The organism is Streptomyces sp. NPDC050759 (assembly GCF_044456945.1).
In the GTDB taxonomy this organism is placed as follows: domain Bacteria; phylum Actinomycetota; class Actinomycetes; order Streptomycetales; family Streptomycetaceae; genus Streptomyces.
Genome location: NZ_JBITGI010000013.1, coordinates 1 through 15978, shown reverse-complemented (window position 1 = coordinate 15978; position 15978 = coordinate 1). Strand labels below are relative to the sequence as shown.

Below are 15978 nucleotides of genomic sequence, written 5' to 3'. Positions count from 1 at the left end.
GCGTGGTGCAGGAACGGGAAGCATCGGGCGATGTCTCAAAACGATCCGAGCGGACTGGCTTGGTACTGGAAGCGCGGGCGTAGGGCTGCGCTCTACGGGTGGATGCCGGTGTGGGTGAGGAGGTGTTGTTGGCGGGGGTGGAGGGTGTGCCAGCGGGTGCGTTGCTGCGCGGTCCAGCGTTGGAGTGCGTCCGGGACGGGTCCGTTCGCACTGATCGTGGTGCGGTATTGCTGCCAGGTGCGGTGCCAGGTGTAGGGCCAGGGTGGGTTCCACCACGGGTCCAAGTTGGTGAGGGCGGTTGCGGTGGTGGTGGAGAGGGTGCCGGCGCGGGCTTTGCGGCGTTGCTGGCACAGCCATCTGCCGAGGGGGAAGCCGTCTTGTCGGGTGTGCTTGTCCGGGGTGAGGTGGCCGTGTCGGGCGGCGTAGGCGCGTGCGTGGCCGAGTCCGGGGCTGGCGGGGTAGGAGCGTGTGGCCGGGGCGGGGCGTTCGCCTACGACGGCGTGGGGTGTGATGCCGAGGGCGGTCAGGAGGTCCTGCTGGCCGGGGTGGAGATGCTCCCAGGACTCCTGCTGGACACGGATCCAGCGGTAAAGGCGTCGGGGGAGGTTCGTGGCCGGTAGGCCGTCGGCACCCGTGGCTGCCGTGCGGAGGCGGTGGTATGCCTGCTGCCATGGCAGGGGCCAGGGGGGATTCCACCACGGATCGATCATGGTCAGGGCTTCGGCCCGGGTGGGGGAGAGGCGGCCTTGGCGGGCGCGTCGTCGTTGCCAGGCCAGCCAGTTCCCCAGCGGGAAACCGTCGAGGATGGTGCTGGTGGGTGCGGCGATATGGCCGTATTCGGCTGCGTAGGCGCGGGCTTGTGTGAGCGCGGTGTCCAGCAGACCGGGCTCGGCGCGGGGAGCCGGTGGTCGGGCGGCGCGGGCTGTTTCGGCGGTGATTCCGATCTTGGTCAGCAGGCGGTGCTGTTCGGGGTGGAGTGTGCCGTAGTCGGTGCACTGACGCCTCAGCCAGTTGGCCAGCTCCTTCTCAAGGCCGGGAATGCCGGTACCGCCGCCGCCGCCGGCTGCGGCTGCGGACTCTGACCGCTCGCGTACGCGGGTCCAATTGCGTTGCCACTCCAAGGACCAGGTCAGGTTCCACCAGGGGTCGAGCGCTGCGAGGAGCGTGCTGACCGGCCATGTCCCGCCTGTACTGCGATGGTGCTCCCGCGCCTGGTGGCGCTGTTCGCTCAGCCACCGGCCCAGCGGAAACCCCTCATGACAAGCTTTCAGGGGCGTGGCGAGGTGGCCGTGTGCGGCGGCATACGTGCGGGCGTGGGCCAGCCCGGGGCCTGTACCGCAGAGCTGGGCGATGATCTCGTGGGGGCAAGCGGCGGCGGTCTCGGCGGTGATGCCGATCTCCTCCAGCAGACGCTGCTGTAGCGGATGCAACTGCTTGTAGCCGGTGCACTGTACGGACAGCCACGTGGCCCAGCCGTCACTGCCGTCCGGCCAGCTCCCCTCTGCGGCCCCCTGATGCCGGTCTCGGGCATGAGCGCGGATCCGGTGCCAGGTGCGCTGCCACGCCAAGGGCCACGGCGGGTTCCACCACGCGTCGATCGCGTCGAGCACCTGGAGGTGCGCGCCGGGTTCGTCCTGGCGGCGGGTGAGGACACGCTGGGCATTGAGCCACTTCCCGAGTGCAAATCTCTGGTACGAGATGTTCTTGGTGGCTAGGGCCAGGCATCCGTGTTCGGCGACGAAGGCGCGCGCACGGGCAAGAGCCTTATCGATGCCTGCTGTCCGGCTCGTTCGGCGCGGGCGTGCGCTGCCGGCGGCCTGGGCTGTGAGGCCGATGTCGGCCAGGAGACGGCGTTGTTCGGGGTGGAGTGAGTTGTAGTCGGTGCACTGCACGTACAGCCACTCCCCGGTCAGCACGTGGGTGTCGGGGAAGCCGTCGGCGGTGTTGAGGGGTCCGTGGCGCCTGGCGTGGTCGCGGGCGCGGTAGTAGGAGCGCTGCCACTTCACCGACCAGGGGATGTTCCACCACGGGTCCACCTCCTTGAGGGCGGCGGCCTTTTCTTCAGGCAGGGCCAGGGCGTGGGCCTGCTGGTTGTGCACCCATTTCCCCAGGGCGAAGGAACCGACTCGGGTGTCGCGTTGGGTGGCGAGGTGGCCGTGCTGGGCGGCGTAGGTGCGCGCGTGGGCCAGGCCGGCGGCGAAGGCCCCGTCGGCGTGCAAGCTGTGGCCCCGCAGCCGCTTCTGAGCCGGCAGACCCTCTGTACTCCCGGTCTGGCGACGCTGGTAGCCCGCGAGAGCGTCGGCGGGAGGCCGGGGCCGGAGCGCCAAGGGGACCTGCCACAGCCGCTGTTCGTCGTCTCCACTGCCGCCCTCGGTACGGATGCACTGGTACGTCCAGGCAAACAGCGCTCCGTGGGTACAGGCGGCCAGACGCTCGGTGAGCCACGATCGCCGCAAGCGATGGCCCAACTCGCTGGGAACGCAGGGCACATCAGCCAACCGGTAGGGCAGGTGACCACCACCGTCAGCAGCGACACGGAGCCGCCAGGCCCGGCTGGCCAGAAGCGTGGCGAGGGCGACGGTCTCGGGGTAGGTGACCAGATCCCGCGCCAGGATCCGCCACCGCTGCGGATCCTCGCCCGCGGGCATGGCCGCATCCAGCCGCATCGGCCACAGGCGCTCCTCGGGCCACCTCTGCGCCCACCACGACGCGGTGACCGCTTCCGCAACCTCGAACGCCGAAGCAGCGACGGGGGAGCGGCGCAGCAGCCTGCGGTGATCCTCCTGCGCCTGGACCACCTCAGGGCATCCGGCCAGCCCGATGACACGGCCCCCGCTGCCAGGCACGCCCATCAGCCAGCACCGGTGGCGTGGGCAGACTCGCTGGTGCGCCGCCAGGTACACCCGGGCTGATGCAACGCGACCGGTCCGCCCAGCCACACAGCCCCCGGGCACGCCGGACCCCAGGCAGCAACCGTCTCCACCCCGTTGCCGAGCCGCGCCGCCGGCCTCTCCTTCGCGGGGCCCAGCGGCTCCTCCCGCGTCCAGGCCGGTAACGCACGGTGCAAGCCCACCTGCGGCACACGACACAGCGCCGCGACCCGGTCCCGGGCCGCGGCGTTCAAGAACACCTCACTGTCGCCCCGCAGAGTTCCGACGACGCCCTGCTGGCCAGCCACTTCGGTGACCGACGACAGCAGACTCCGCACCGTCAGGCCGTACCTGTCCGCGATCCGCCCAAGGAACGACAGCGTCATCTCACTCTGCAGGGGAGCCACCCGAAAGGCACCCGCAGCCAGCAACAGTTTCCCCACCCATCCCGTGGCTTGTGACAAAGATCGTGCTTCGGCTCAGACGAGCTGTGACTGAGCGGCACAGTTGGCCAGTGTGGCCGACTGGAGCACTCGCTGGTCCGCGACGAGATCAGCCGCCCCAGGGTCGGCCTGTGTGCCTCACCCGAGGGCAGCCGATTGGTCAGCCGCGGGCGTGGATGCGAATGCGCACGGTCCCTCCGATGGCTGCCGCCGCAGCGCCGATCCCGAGGACCGTACCGAGATAGCCAGCGTTGTCGGTGAGGGCGAGCACGATTACTGCCGCGACCGTGGCCAGGAGAGTCAGCGCGGTGATCCACTGCAGCGCCTTCTCCATGCGGCTCGAATGCGCCGGTGCTGAATCATGGTCGAGCGAAGTCATTGTGGTTTTCCTTTGCGAGTCAACCGATGGCGGAGCTCAGCCTTGTCCGGCCAGGGCGGGCCGGGCCAGCAGTCCGGGTTGTCCGGCGGATGGGCCCGGACGGGGTTGCGGCACGGCAGCATGGTCCTGGCTGTTGATGCAGGCGGGGAGGAAGGCAAGGCGATGAACGGGGCGGGAACGAAATGGGGGCCGTTGTCAGGACCGAGCGCCGCGCACAACGAAGTGGCCCAGCTGTTGCGGTCGTGGCTCGACCAGGCTGGCTGCACCGTGCCCGCCTTGATCGACCGGTTTACCCCGGAGCACTTCGGCGACGGTGCCCCGCCGCGACGCACTGCAACTTATGAGCGCCTCGCGGGCAGGGGCCTGACGTGGGAATTCATCGAGGCCGTAGTGGATGTCACCACGGACAACGCCGCACTGCAGGAACGGCGTCTGGCCGAAGCCCGCGCCCCCTGGGACGCGGCCTGCCAGAGGGCGGTCTCTCGCCGCGAGCCGGTGGACAGCCATCTGGCGCACCGGGCACTCGATCTCGCCGAGCAGCTGCGCCAGGCAGAGCAGCGTGAGGGAGCGCTGCTGGCGGAGCGGGACCGCATGCGGCAGGTGGCACGGGCCCTGCTGATGATCTGTGAGCGGATCCGGCAACGCGTGGATGATCTGCGGCTGGCTCAGGCCCGGGGACAGCTGGCAGAGGAAGATTCGTCGGTGCTGGCATGGAAGCACCGGCTGCAGGAGAGCGAGTGGCAACAGGTCGTTGCCGAGATGGAGCGGGACCGTGCCCAGCGCATGCTGGTGGAGTGGTCGCAGTACGTCGCCGATCTCAGCCGTTCCCTGCTTCCAGGAGGCCGCCCCGGCGAGCCGCAGCCGACCATCGCGAGGGCAAGTGCTCCGCCAGCTCTCGATCTTCAGGATGGTGAGCTTGCCGACGTCGACCGCATGTTGGGCCTGACGGGGCAAGAGGTCGAGATTGCGGGAGAGGTCCTCGACGGCTTCTCCGACGAGTTCGCCCACCAGAACGGCACAGGGGAGGGATTCCTGCAGTCGGTGCGGCTGGTCGGCGGGCAGCACGTTGGGCTGTCCTCCTTGCCGATCATCCGAAGCTTGCAAAAGGGGGTTTCGTTCCACTCCGGGATCACTGTCTTGGCGGGCCCGAACGGCTCGGGGAAGTCGGCCGTTCTGGAAGCACTGGCACTGCTGACACACTGCCGCTTCAGCAACGGCGGCCTGCCGCATGGGCTTAGTTCACTCAGCCGTGTGATCGCCGGAGGGCTGGAGGCGCGGTGGTCCACCTCGCGGGAGCCGGAGAGCCGCCTGTTCGTGTCATACCTGGGCACCTCCCCCGAGGGCTCGGATGCGCTTCTTGAAGGTATGGACGGGCCAAACCGGCTGTTTCTGCTCGATGAGCCGGAGGCTGGCCTGCACCCGGAGGCCAGCGCCCGGCAAGTGCAGTGGATGTACGAGAGGGTCGAGCAGGGTTGTCAGTTCGTAATTGCGACGCACAGCATGACCCTCGCGTCGCTGTCGCGGGCCCGGATCATTCGTTTCCGCCCGGAGAGACCCCCATAGGCTGAGTTCGCCGCACTCCGCCTTCTGGCTCCAGCCGGTTTGCTGCGCGTCCAGCAAGGTGCCGATGCTGCGGGCGGTTCGCCGAGATGCGGTGCTCAGAACGGCCAGGTGAAGCACTAAGTGGCCAAATCAAGCGCTCAGTCACACGAGTGTGACTGAGCGCTTTACTTGGCGGATGAGCGGTTGAGTTGGCGAACTGAGCACCCGCGCGTGGGGACGCCTGGCAAGCCGAAGCGCTCAGTCACACGTTGTCGAGCAGGGGTTCCTGCTTCCCAAACCCTCTGCAGATCTCCCCGGCGAGGACGCCGTCCCCTTCGCTACTGGGGCCCGTACTCCGGCGCCGGCGGCGACCGCCTCCCAACTCGCGCTGGCCTGCCCGGGTTACGCCGTCAAACCGGATCAAGCGCCCTGGCTACACTCCCACTTCATGACGACGATCTACACGACCCAGGAGTGGAAAGGCCACGGGAGGCAGAACTACTACTGGAACGAGTACAGGCTCGAAGGCGACACCGTCGTCAAGTACAAGTGCCACCGGCAGAAGTTCTTCGACGGCGATGAGAACACCTGGCAGCAGGACGACTCGTTCCAGGAGTCCTGGGAACTTGACGACCCGAGCATGCCCGACTGGCTGAGGCGGTATCTATGATCACGCCCCTATCCCTGTAGCCCTGGAACGCCTCACCGCGTGCTTGTACGGCCGCTGACGGACGATCATCGCTCCGACAGACCCTCGGAGCCATGAGGCGGCGGCGTGGCCATCAGCGGGCCTGCGGCACCTGCGCCCCCGGGCTCGCCTCCCGCGAGCGCGGCGCCTCCGAAGCCGAGCTGGACACTATCGAAGCCCGCTACCCGGGAAGGGCCACCATGACTGAGGCGCTCGCCGACGCCGGGATCTCGTGGGCCTACCTCTGCCTGAGCGAAGGGGACGGCGTCCTCGCCGGGGAGATCTGCAGAGGGTTTGGGAAGCAGGAACCCCTGCTCGACAACGTGTGACTGAGCGCTTCGGCTTGCCAGGCGTCCCCACGCGCGGGTGCTCAGTTCGCCAACTCAACCGCTCATCCGCCAAGTAAAGCGCTCAGTCACAACGAGCTAAGCCGAAGCACGATAGTTGTCACCATCGGAACCCGCTGAGCTGCGGCTTCAGCCGGACGAAGCAGCGCGGTTGTCACCAATGCGGCGCGCTGCTTGTCACCGGCAGCGCGCGACGCATCGCGGTTATCACCGGCTGCGGTGTCCCAGATCCGCCTGACCTGCCCCGCAGCCCCGGCCTACCCCGACTCGCCGGGCTGGTCGGAGCAGGAGCAGAAGGACGTCGCCGCGCTGCGGGAGCGCGAATGGCCGCACGCAGTGCCGCGCGAGAAGAAGACAGCTGACCCGCACGACGACGTCCTCGGCCCCGTGGTCACGGGACGTCCGTCCGTTCCCGCTGCTCCCGGCAGGTCAGCCAGCTTCTCCAGGCGTCTGGCCGCGCTGTTCATTAAAAGTGGGGCGCACGGTGTCCACCGCAGCCCGCACCCCAGCCAACAGGGCCGACAGTGCCGAGGCCGCCTCATCAGCGGAGACTTCACTCGCAGCACGCCAGTGCTCAGCGCGGCGGTTGCCGTCGGGGTCGCTGTGCTCAGTCCTGACCAGTCCGTGCAGGCGCAGTCGAGGGCCGTCAAGCACCTGGACGGCTGCAGCCGCCACGAGGGTGTGCGAGGGCTTCGGAAGGTTCTCCACCACGCACATGAAGCCAGCCTGATAGTGGACCCGCTCTCCCGGGGTGCCCGGCTGACGGGACCTCTGTTCCACGGGCACAGCGTCGGGATGCCGATGCGCCTTGGATTTCACCTCGGGCCAGGATCCGAGTTCGGCGCTCAGTGCTGCCATGGCCTGGTCGATGATCGTCAGATGGTCCGCCGCCAGTAGCTTGCCCGACTCCCGGAGCTCGTTCGCCTCGGCTGTCGCCTCCAGAAGAGCGCCAAGGCGCTCTTCCAGGGAGCCGCTGCGCCGTGGCTCGGCACAAGGCGCCGCCTTGGCGGCCGGCTCCGGTGCGAGCGGGCCGAAGCAATGGAGGTAGCGGTTTTGGAAGCGCAGTTGCTGGACCTCGACGTCGGGGTATGCCTTCAATACTTCCCAGAGTGCCGGGCGTTGTCTTTCAGGGAAGGCGTCTCCGAGTACCGCTCCGCTGAGCGCATCGCGGATGTCGATGTGTGCCGGGAGGAGTGACTGGTTGAGCAGAACGAGCCGGTACTCCGCCTCATTCTCCCAGTCCCGGTACTTCCTGAAGAACAGAGATTCGTGGTTCGCCTTGGCGTACGCCAAGGCGGCGGCGTCGACGCCGAATTCCCTGATCTGCCCGATGTCCAGTCCGTGCGGCCCAACCCCCTGGGTGCTCACGTAGCGAACGGGGCCATGGAAGCGCAGTGCGGCTGAGCCAGTTTGTTCCTGGAACGCCGTGATCAGCCGGGCGCGGTCGAAGCGCAGGCAGACGCCCGTATGGCTGGTGCCGTAGTGGGCCCACAGCGACAGGTGGCCCCAACCCCGCGAGGCGTCACGGTTCCAGACGTGGTCCGGCAGCGTGAAGTCTCGGGTCAGGCATACGACTTTGGCGTGTAGGCGGATGTTCCGGTCGATGTCGGCCCACAAGTCCATGTGCCCTGAACCTTCGGGCCAGTTCTCGTCGTCATGGTGGGAGCTGAGGTTGGGGTGCAGGGGCCGCGACTCCCACAGGTCATTCGTTGATTCGAACGGTGACAGCCGCAGAGTCCCGCTGGCCAAGATGTTGTACATGGCCACATTGGCGTTCGTGTAGTGGTAAAGATCATTTGTCTCGGATCTCTGCGCTTCAGCCACCTCCAACTCCAGTGCATCCAGGGCGGCACGGGAAAGGCTGAAGCCCCTGTTTGAGGCCGAAGATTCAGAAGACGTCATGGCGCATGTTCCTTCCTCTGGCAGTACCTCTCCAGGCAGAGCCCCGAGGCAGCAGCGGCAGCCTACACCCTTATAGTGTCAGAGTGACGATAATGGGCGATGCACCGTCACCTGCAGACAGCCTGCGATGCCCGACGGTGTGAGCAGCCGCACCGCGTGTCCGCAGCGTCGGCGGCCGACCTCGCGGCGCAGTCCGGCGGTTCCGGTGACAACAAGCTGCCTTTGTGACATCTATCGCGCTTCGGCTCACGAGCAGGTCCGGGCTCGCGGTCGCTGCCGGGGTTAGTAGTCGAGGTCGAGATAGTCGATGTCGTTGAGGGTGACGTCGGAGAGTCCTGTGGCGCGGCTGCCGCCGTCTTGGAAGTAGATCTCTTTGAGTCCTTCGGCGATGATCTGGCGCATCTGCTGGTCGCCGGCTCCGGTGTTGCGGGCGTCGAAGAGGCGTTGTGCGTAGGCCGGGGGGAGGTGCACCGTCAGGCGCCGAAATCTTCCGTCGTCGGTTGTACCGACCGGTGCGGTGTACCCGAACCGGGCCCTGGTCTCCACCGTGATCCCGCCGGTGGTGGCGGCCTGCTGCTGCCGGCGTTTGCGGACCTGGGGCTGCCATCGCTGCTGTACGGCGGCGTCGATCCGTTCGGCGATGGCCTTCGGCGGGTGCTTGCGTTCGCCTTTGCGGTAGCGCTCCACCGACCGCTGGCTGACGCCGATCTCCTCGGCGACAGCCCGGGTCGTCTTGAGCTGCTTGAGCAGGTAGCCGATCTGGCCTTTGACGGTCTTGGGCGGCTGGCGGGTGAAGGCTTCCCGGTCGGCCCGCTCGATCGCGTCGTCGATCTCTGCCACAGCTCAGCCCTTCTCGACAGTGGGGTCCTGGCCGCCAGTGGCGACCAGCGGGAACCGGGTCTTGTGCGTCGAGCCGGCGTCGGGCACTGGCCTACTCTCCTTCGTCGAGGACGGCGTCGCCGCCCTTGATGTGGCGGGCGGGGTTGTAGCCCTGTTCCATCAAATCGACCGCCCAGAGCATCGTTTGGACGCCTTCGAGTTTGGCCAGGCCGGGTGTGGGTCCGAGGCGGAATCCGCCGGGCTGGGGCTTGCCGGAGGCGGCGTAGGGGAGGAAGTCGAGCGGGCTGTCTCCTGGTGAGGGGTAGACGACGCAGTCGGAGAGTACGGCGAGGGGGTACAGGCCCGTCATGGTGGCCATGTTGCGCAGTTTGCGGTGCATGTTGATGCGGGCCTTGGAGATGACGGCGGCGCGGATGTCGGGGCGCCAGGTCGGCCGCTGGAGGGCCGGCCACCGCTCGCCCTCCTGGTATTTCTTGCCCTGGGGGCGTTCGCGGAGCTTGCCGATGCCGCCCTTGACGGTCGCCTTGATCGCGGCGAGGACGGCCGCCATGGCGGGGTCGGCGTCCTTGTGCCGCTCCATCGCCGCGAGGAACTCCGTGTCGCTCAGGTCTTTGGTGACGCCGAGGTCGGCGAGGGTGTCGACATACGCCTCCTTGAGGCGGTCGTGCCACGGGTCGAGGTAGGCGCCGGTCTCGCGGCGCAGGTATCCCTCGAGGGGCTGGACGTTGTAGCCGAGTTCCTGGGCGTAGGCGACGGTGTGCGTCTGGTACCAGGCCGGACCGGTCGGCCGGGTGCCGTCCGGCGTGAACGGCGAGGGCAGGCGCGGGTCCACCTCGACGTGGGAGAGGTCGACCAGCCAGGAGCCGGGGATCTTCGGGTTGAACGTCGGGGCGCGGAAGTGGTCCGGGGCGGACAGGCCGACGACCAGGCGGGCCGCGGCGGCGAGGAAGGCGGTGTTGAGGTCGAGGCCGACCGCGTACGGCAGCGTGCACTCCTCATCGGTGAGCAGGCTGACGTCGCGCACCCACTGGTACGCCTCCTCGTTCAGGAACCCGCCGCTCCAGCCGCTGTCGACGACGACGGGGTGTTCCGGGGTGGCCTCCGGCGGGGCCGGGTCCATCGGCTCCGTGCCCAGCGAGCCGGGGTTGTGGCCGGGCACCCAGTTCCCCGTCTGCGGGTCCTGCACCGCGCGGGTAGGCGGCCGCAGCGCGGTCATCAGCTCCAGTCCGGACACGGCCGTCGACCCGCGCGGGGTGATGACCCGCTGGGCGTACACCCCCAGGACGCGGGCGACGTCGGCCGGCTCCATCTCGCTCACGCCGGGCCAGGACCGCTCATCGAGCGCGTCCCACGACAGGACCGCGAGCTGCACGCACTGCCGCTCACGCCCCTGGACCTTGCGGTAGATCCTTGCCCACGGCCCGAACCCCCGCTGCGTGAGCCGCCACTTCGCCTTCACCACCTGCTTGACCACCGGGTGATCCTCGGGCAAGCGCAGGGAGCGGCGCTGCTCATGGCCCTCCAGGCGCTCCGGCAGTCCCAACTTCACGGCGGCCGCGGCGGTGAGGACGATCAGCGGGTCGCTGTCCTTGCCGTTGCGGTGCAGACGCGGCGCACCGAGGCCGGACTCGCGCAGCGTCCACTCCACCAGCTCCACCACGCTTGTCGCCGGGCAGTCGAGCACGATGCCGCCCGTGCCGTACGCGGAGCCGTCACCGTCCAGCACCGCGAGCGGACCATGCGGGAACCGCGGATCGGCTGCAGGCCGCGCAGCCTTTTCAGCGGCCGGGCGCCGCGATGCCGCGGCCGGCCGGGTGGCGGGACGCGCCGGCCCCGCACCTGGAACGTCGACAGGCTGCGGGGCGTCTGCCGGCTCCACCTCGGACGCGGCCGGTGCGGCAGGCGCCGCCGGCACCGGCGCGGCAGCCGACGCGGCACCGGGGGCCGGATACTTTGCCGCCCACCCGTTCAGCAGCCGCTGGTAGGCATCCAGGCGCGGCGACTTAGGCTCCGAGCGGCCGTTCTCCCAGTTCTTCACCGACTGGGTCGTCGTCTTCAACGCGGTGGCGAGGCGGGCCTGAGTGATGCCGGCAGCCTCACGCAGCCGAGCCCGCTCCGCCGGAGGCGGCAGGTGCGGCTCCTCATTCAGTAGAGCGTCGACGGACGCGAACAGCTCTTCCTCAGATGGCATGCCCCGCACCCTTTACTCGAGAGCCAACCAAAACTTATCCACTAACTTATCCCCTTCCTTAACCTTCCGCCGCCCATTCCAGTCCCAGCGCGGCGAGCGCCTGAAGTTTGTCGGCGGTGAGCTTGCCGCGGCGTTTTTCTGGTTCATGGTCCAGACTCCGAGCTTGACCTCCGTGCCGGTCCGGCAGCGTCTCTACGTGCCCCCGTGGGACGGTCACGGAGCCCTCCCGGGTCTTGTACTGCGCGAGGTACTGCGGTACTGCGCGAGGTACTGCGACGCCCCTTCTCGAAGGTGCTCATTGGCGTCGTGGACGGCTTCGCGGGCGCTTCCTGCTCCGGGGCCGAGCGGTGTGCGAGCTGCTGTCGGCTTTCGTGACGGCTTCCAGCGCACAGCTCCCACAATTCGTCCGGCACCGCTCAGTCTGATTCACGCTCCGCGCAGGCCTGCGCGCCACAGCGCCGAGTCCCGCATGGCCTGGGCCCGGCCGTCGGCCCGAAGCACTCTGCTCAGGAACTCCGTCATGCCGCAGTCGAAGCGCGTCCAGGTGTCGTCGTCATGGCTGAACAGCACTACCGGCCAGTCCTCGGGTGTGCCGTGGGTGAGCCAGCAGTACAGGTCGGCGCTGCCGTCCGCTCCCCAGGTCACCAGATCCTCGGCTTCAGCAGCTATGCCGGTGGGTTCGGTGTCTATCCACGTGGCGCGCGTGTCCGCGGTGATGAAGCCCATGCCGCCCTTCGGCGCGCCTGGCTCGTCACAGGTCTCGGGGGTTACTGCGGAGGGAATCAGGACGCCCAGGTCCAGATCCGACAGACCACCGCCGTAGTGCGTGACAAACCCTTTGAAGTCCGAGGGGAACGCGAGCCCCCAGGCTTTCTGCACCGCCTCCCAGTCCACCCTCGCCCCCACTCCGACCGGCGGTGGCATCAAGCCGATGAGAGTAGCGAGGCCATTCTGCTCGGTCACGTCTCTGCTCCCTTCACCTCAACTGACTGGTTTCCCCCTCGAATGCCCTACGCCCTGGCCCAGTCGAGTCCCAGCGCGGCGAGCGCCTGAAGTTTGTCGCGAGTGAGCTTGGCGCGGCGGCTCTTCTGGTTCATGACCCACACCCCAAGCCGGGCCTCGGTGCCGTCGTCCAGCCGTTCTACGTGCCCCCTGGGCAAATGCGAAAGGAAGGGGCCTGCCCGGTGCTCTGTGCACCGAGAGGCCTCTTCCCTTTTCACTCAGCTGACGTGCCCCGATTCCACCGGGTACTCGGGCGGCCAGGGCTTGCTCGCGTCGTACAACGACGTCCGGTCGACCATCAGCTTGTACTCCGCCTCCCGCCAGGAGGGGTGGCCGCCGACGACGAAGCTGTCGCCGTCCCGCTCCAGCATCCAGGTGTACTCGGCGTCCTCCGCCGGAATGCCGTGCCGTCCGCTGAGCACGGCGAACTCCTCGGCGGTCGCCCTCCGGATGTGGAGCCCGTGCCCGTAGAAGGGCTTCAGGAGCATCAGTTCCACATGCCCGATATAGACCTCGACCCTCGTCGTGGTCCGGTCCTCGCGCAGGGCCTCACTGGTCAGAAAGAGCTGGCGGTGCGAGGGGTTGAACCCGCTCACTCTGAAGAGCCGACCCTCTCGGACGAAATCCGTCATGACCACTCTTTCCTTGCCGCGTCTCCGCCGCCTCGATCCGGGCCCTCGCCTGCTGTACCTGCGGATCGGACAGCACGAACGAGATGACCTTGTCCGCCTCCGTGAAGGCCCTGTTGCGCACGTGCCGTTGTACGGCCGCCTGTACGCGCTGCTCTGCCTCGTGTGGCCATCACGCCGCCCAGTCGAGCCCGAGGGCGGCCAATGCGGCGAGCTTGTCGGCGGTGAGTTTGGCGCGGCGGGTTTTCTGGTTCATGGTCCAGACTCCGAGCTTGACTTCGCTTCCGTCCGGCAGCGTCTCCACGTGCCCCCGTGGGACGGCCACCGAGCCCGTACGAGCCTTGTACTGCGCAAGAGCCGCAACGCCGCGCTCGAAGGCGCTCATGGGCGTAGTGGAGGGCTTCGCGGGTGTCTCCGGCTCCGGGGCCGGGGTGAGCGGTGTGATGCCGAGCCGCTCGAGGCGCTCGCGCTGCCCGTCGTGAAGGGCCTGCCAGACCTTCGGCGTCCGCTGCCGGGCCAGCCATTTCCCGATGTCCATGCCGTGGACCGTGAACCCGGGCAGGACCTCGGTCTCACCGGCCTGGCCGTGTTCGTCGCGTACGAGCTCGCGCAGCGCGGCGTAATGCCGCTGCCACTCCGCCGGCCACACCGGGTTCCAGTCCTCGTCCACGGCCTCCAGTGCCGTCTTCCATTCGGGGTGTCCGTCCAGCGCACCGGGCCGCCGCAAATTCGCGAGCCACATCCCTAACGGCCGGTCCAGCATCGCTGCGGACCTGGGTGCGCAGAGTGTCCAGTGCTGGTCGTAGTAGGCCTTCGCAGCCTCGAGGTTTTCCTGGAAGCGTTCATCTGCCAGGGACCAGACCATGCCGAGTTGTTCGAGCCGGCGGGCGCGTTGGCCGGTCATCTGTCCGGCTGTGTAGGCGCGTCGTTGTTCTGCGACCCATTGCCCTAGTGGTGTCGCGCCCTCGCGGTGTCCGTAGGGCACGCGGGCATTGCCGACCCGTTCGACGTAGGTCTTCAGTTTCGCCCAGGCGCGGGCCCAGTCCTGGCGTTCGGTGTCGATCACGTTGAAGGAGACCCAGTCCGCGACCATCACCGGATCCCTCGGGGCGGCGAAACGGAGCAGCAACCGGGATTCTTCCGCACCGCCTTCTGGCGCGACACCGATGTTCACGGACGGCTGCGCCACGTCCTTCTGAGGCTCCTGAGGAATCGCCAGCAATTCCACCACCTCTTCATCATGAGCCCGCAGCCCTTCCAGGACTTTCACCAAAGGCCGGTAAGATCCGGAGGTGAACATGTCCTCGGGCTGCTCTCCGGGCTGGAGAAATACCGGCACGATCAAAGAGGCCAATTTCCCTTGCCCCGGCTTCTGCCGCAAAGCACGCCCGATGGCCTGGACGATGTCGTGCGGCGCTCCCTTCGGGTCCAGCAGGGCAACGGAGTCCACCGCGCGGATGTCGACACCCTCGCCCAGGACCCGGCAGTTCGAGAGCACCGCCCGCCGCGCCGTGGACCCGAACGAGCCCAAGACTTCCCGCCGACGTTCGGGGACGTGCTCGCCGCACAGCCAGTCCGCCCACATCCGAGCCGGGTACGTATCCGGCTGATCCGCATGCAGCTTGGCCGCGACGCGCTCCAGGCCCTCCGCGTAGGCCTGAGCCTCGATGGTGCGGTGGTGGAAGGTGATGCACGTCGACAGGTCGTGCTCAGCCATGGTGTGCAGCAGCGCAGCCTGGAGCGCCCCAAGACGCTGCCCGCGGACCTCCTCGGTGTGCCGCTCCTCGCCCATCAGCCGCTCGGGCGTGACGACGGGGTCCTTCAGCTCCAGGACGATGATCTGGTACCGCGCCAACAAGCCCCGGGAGACGGCAGATGCGAGCGAGAGCTTGTACAGGACCGGCCCGAAGACCTTCTCGTCATCCATGGACGCCGCCATCTCCCGCGGCAGCGGATCCCGCACCCCCTCAGCAACCTCCCGACTGAGCCGCTCCTCCCAGATCCGCGGCGTCGCCGTCAGGTACAACCGCCGGTAGGCCGGGATCACCGTCTGGTCGTGGATGTCCGCCCACGCCTTACCCATCGACCCCGACGTCCGGTGCGCCTCATCAACCACCGCCAGGTCCACCGGGTCCAACTGCTGCCCGTACACACCCTCGAACGCCTCCGCCAGAACACCCAGGCTGGCGTAGGTGGCGTAGATGGTCACGGGCCCGGAGCCGTGCCACAGCGCCAACTGGATCGGGTTCGTCGTGGAGCGCACCTTCAACGACCACAGCCCCGGATCGTCCTGAAGCGAACACACCGCAACCGCCGGCCCCTTGTGCCCGGCCTCGTGCCACGCCCTCACCGTCTGCGCCAGCAGATCCAGCGTCGGCACCAACACGAGAACCCGCCCCCGGGGCACCAGCCGCCTCGCCGACGCTGCCGCCATGATGGTCTTCCCCGTCCCACACGCCGCGTGCACCTGCCCACGAAGACCATTCCAGGGAATACCACCCGGCGGAACATCAAGACCCCGCACAATGGCGGCAACGGCCTCAATCTGGTGATCACGCAGCTTAACAGCCATGCCCCGTGCTCTCCTCTTCGCGAAATGCAGCGCGTAACAACAAATGGAATCCAGGCACAAAGTGCGCGGCGGTAGGGGTGTAGCATCTGATCCCAAACTCTACACAGTCATGACTCGTGATGCATCACCCGCGCGCCAAGTTCACACCCGAGAGTGGCACAGTGACTCGATCTCACTCACGAACGGCCAGTTGCCCTGTATGCTGACAGGCCATTGGTGAACACGTCGGGACAGTCAGACGATGGGGGAGGGGTTCAGGGTGTAGCGCAGCGGAACCCGTCACTACAACGAGGCCGGCACCCCGTCAGTCCGACGGCCCGTCACATCCGTTGCAGGGGTGATAGCTGGGAATCCCAAGCCCTACACAGACCCGCGCGTGATGCACTCTGCCCTTACTGCCAGTCTCAGGAATCCCGCTTGCGGGATTCCCTCAATTCGCGCTTGCGCGAATTGACACGCACTCAGAATTCCGCTTGCGGAATTCGATTCCCGCGCTTGCGCGGGAATCTGGCGGAGCGTCAGCGACGCCGCTCCCTATGCAGCGCGCCAGCGCTGCATATCCCGCTCCGCGGG

The 15978-nt window shown here is 67.9% G+C and carries 12 protein-coding genes; 3 read left to right on the top strand and 9 right to left on the bottom strand.

Annotated features, from left to right (window positions below):
• Positions 1–92 precede the first annotated feature (92 nt).
• Positions 93–2846 (bottom strand): helicase associated domain-containing protein, encoded by a 2754-nt coding sequence (locus ACIBJB_RS32095; protein WP_398935758.1) that lies wholly within the window; start codon positions 2844–2846, stop codon positions 93–95.
• Between the two features lie 627 nt (positions 2847–3473).
• The gene (locus ACIBJB_RS32090; RefSeq protein WP_398935756.1) at positions 3474–3692 is read right to left on the bottom strand and encodes a hypothetical protein; all 219 of its coding nucleotides are present in this window, start codon (positions 3690–3692) and stop codon (positions 3474–3476) included.
• Between the two features lie 42 nt (positions 3693–3734).
• Here ACIBJB_RS32090 and ACIBJB_RS32085 point away from each other — a divergent pair, with 42 nt between their 5' ends.
• The 3 genes from ACIBJB_RS32085 to ACIBJB_RS32075 all read left to right on the top strand — a co-directional run bounded on the left by ACIBJB_RS32085 (position 3735) and on the right by ACIBJB_RS32075 (position 6251).
• Positions 3735–5255: an AAA family ATPase gene (locus ACIBJB_RS32085; protein ID WP_398935754.1), complete on the top strand. Its 1521-nt coding sequence runs from the start codon at positions 3735–3737 to the stop codon at positions 5253–5255.
• Between the two features lie 427 nt (positions 5256–5682).
• The gene (locus tag ACIBJB_RS32080; RefSeq protein WP_391612221.1) at positions 5683–5904 is read left to right on the top strand and encodes a hypothetical protein; all 222 of its coding nucleotides are present in this window, start codon (positions 5683–5685) and stop codon (positions 5902–5904) included.
• Between the two features lie 92 nt (positions 5905–5996).
• Positions 5997–6251 (top strand): hypothetical protein, encoded by a 255-nt coding sequence (locus tag ACIBJB_RS32075; protein ID WP_398935752.1) that lies wholly within the window; start codon positions 5997–5999, stop codon positions 6249–6251.
• Between the two features lie 447 nt (positions 6252–6698).
• On the opposite strand, the gene ACIBJB_RS32070 is transcribed toward ACIBJB_RS32075, so the two are convergent.
• From ACIBJB_RS32070 to ACIBJB_RS32040, 7 genes are all read right to left on the bottom strand, one after another.
• Entirely contained in the window at positions 6699–8171 is a 1473-nt protein-coding gene (locus tag ACIBJB_RS32070) for a DUF2971 domain-containing protein (protein ID WP_398935750.1), read from the bottom strand.
• A gap of 282 nt (positions 8172–8453) precedes the next feature.
• Positions 8454–9011, bottom strand: coding sequence for a telomere-protecting terminal protein Tpg (tpg, locus tag ACIBJB_RS32065; protein ID WP_398935748.1), 558 nt, complete (start codon positions 9009–9011; stop codon positions 8454–8456).
• A gap of 91 nt (positions 9012–9102) precedes the next feature.
• Positions 9103–11202, bottom strand: a complete 2100-nt coding sequence (tap, locus tag ACIBJB_RS32060) for a telomere-associated protein Tap (protein WP_398935746.1) — start codon at positions 11200–11202, stop codon at positions 9103–9105.
• 426 nt (positions 11203–11628) lie between these two features.
• On the bottom strand, positions 11629–12165 hold the full coding sequence (locus ACIBJB_RS32055) for an SMI1/KNR4 family protein (protein WP_398935744.1): 537 nt from the start codon (positions 12163–12165) through the stop codon (positions 11629–11631).
• A gap of 47 nt (positions 12166–12212) precedes the next feature.
• Positions 12213–12362: a hypothetical protein gene (locus ACIBJB_RS32050; protein ID WP_398935742.1), complete on the bottom strand. Its 150-nt coding sequence runs from the start codon at positions 12360–12362 to the stop codon at positions 12213–12215.
• A 60-nt stretch (positions 12363–12422) separates the two neighbouring features.
• Positions 12423–12836, bottom strand: a complete 414-nt coding sequence (locus ACIBJB_RS32045; RefSeq protein WP_398935740.1) for a hypothetical protein — start codon at positions 12834–12836, stop codon at positions 12423–12425.
• Between the two features lie 169 nt (positions 12837–13005).
• Entirely contained in the window at positions 13006–15405 is a 2400-nt protein-coding gene (locus ACIBJB_RS32040; protein ID WP_398935738.1) for a Helicase associated domain protein, read from the bottom strand.
• Positions 15406–15978: the final 573 nt, after the last annotated feature.

Coding starts and splice junctions, on each gene's coding strand:
- ACIBJB_RS32090 (WP_398935756.1), bottom strand. CDS start 3,692: ATGACTTCGCTCGACCATGATTCAGCACCGGCGCATTCGAGCCGCATG.
- ACIBJB_RS32080 (WP_391612221.1), top strand. CDS start 5,683: ATGACGACGATCTACACGACCCAGGAGTGGAAAGGCCACGGGAGGCAG.
- ACIBJB_RS32075 (WP_398935752.1), top strand. CDS start 5,997: ATGAGGCGGCGGCGTGGCCATCAGCGGGCCTGCGGCACCTGCGCCCCC.
- ACIBJB_RS32070 (WP_398935750.1), bottom strand. CDS start 8,171: ATGACGTCTTCTGAATCTTCGGCCTCAAACAGGGGCTTCAGCCTTTCC.
- tap (WP_398935746.1), bottom strand. CDS start 11,202: ATGCCATCTGAGGAAGAGCTGTTCGCGTCCGTCGACGCTCTACTGAAT.
- ACIBJB_RS32045 (WP_398935740.1), bottom strand. CDS start 12,836: ATGACGGATTTCGTCCGAGAGGGTCGGCTCTTCAGAGTGAGCGGGTTC.
- ACIBJB_RS32040 (WP_398935738.1), bottom strand. CDS start 15,405: ATGGCTGTTAAGCTGCGTGATCACCAGATTGAGGCCGTTGCCGCCATT.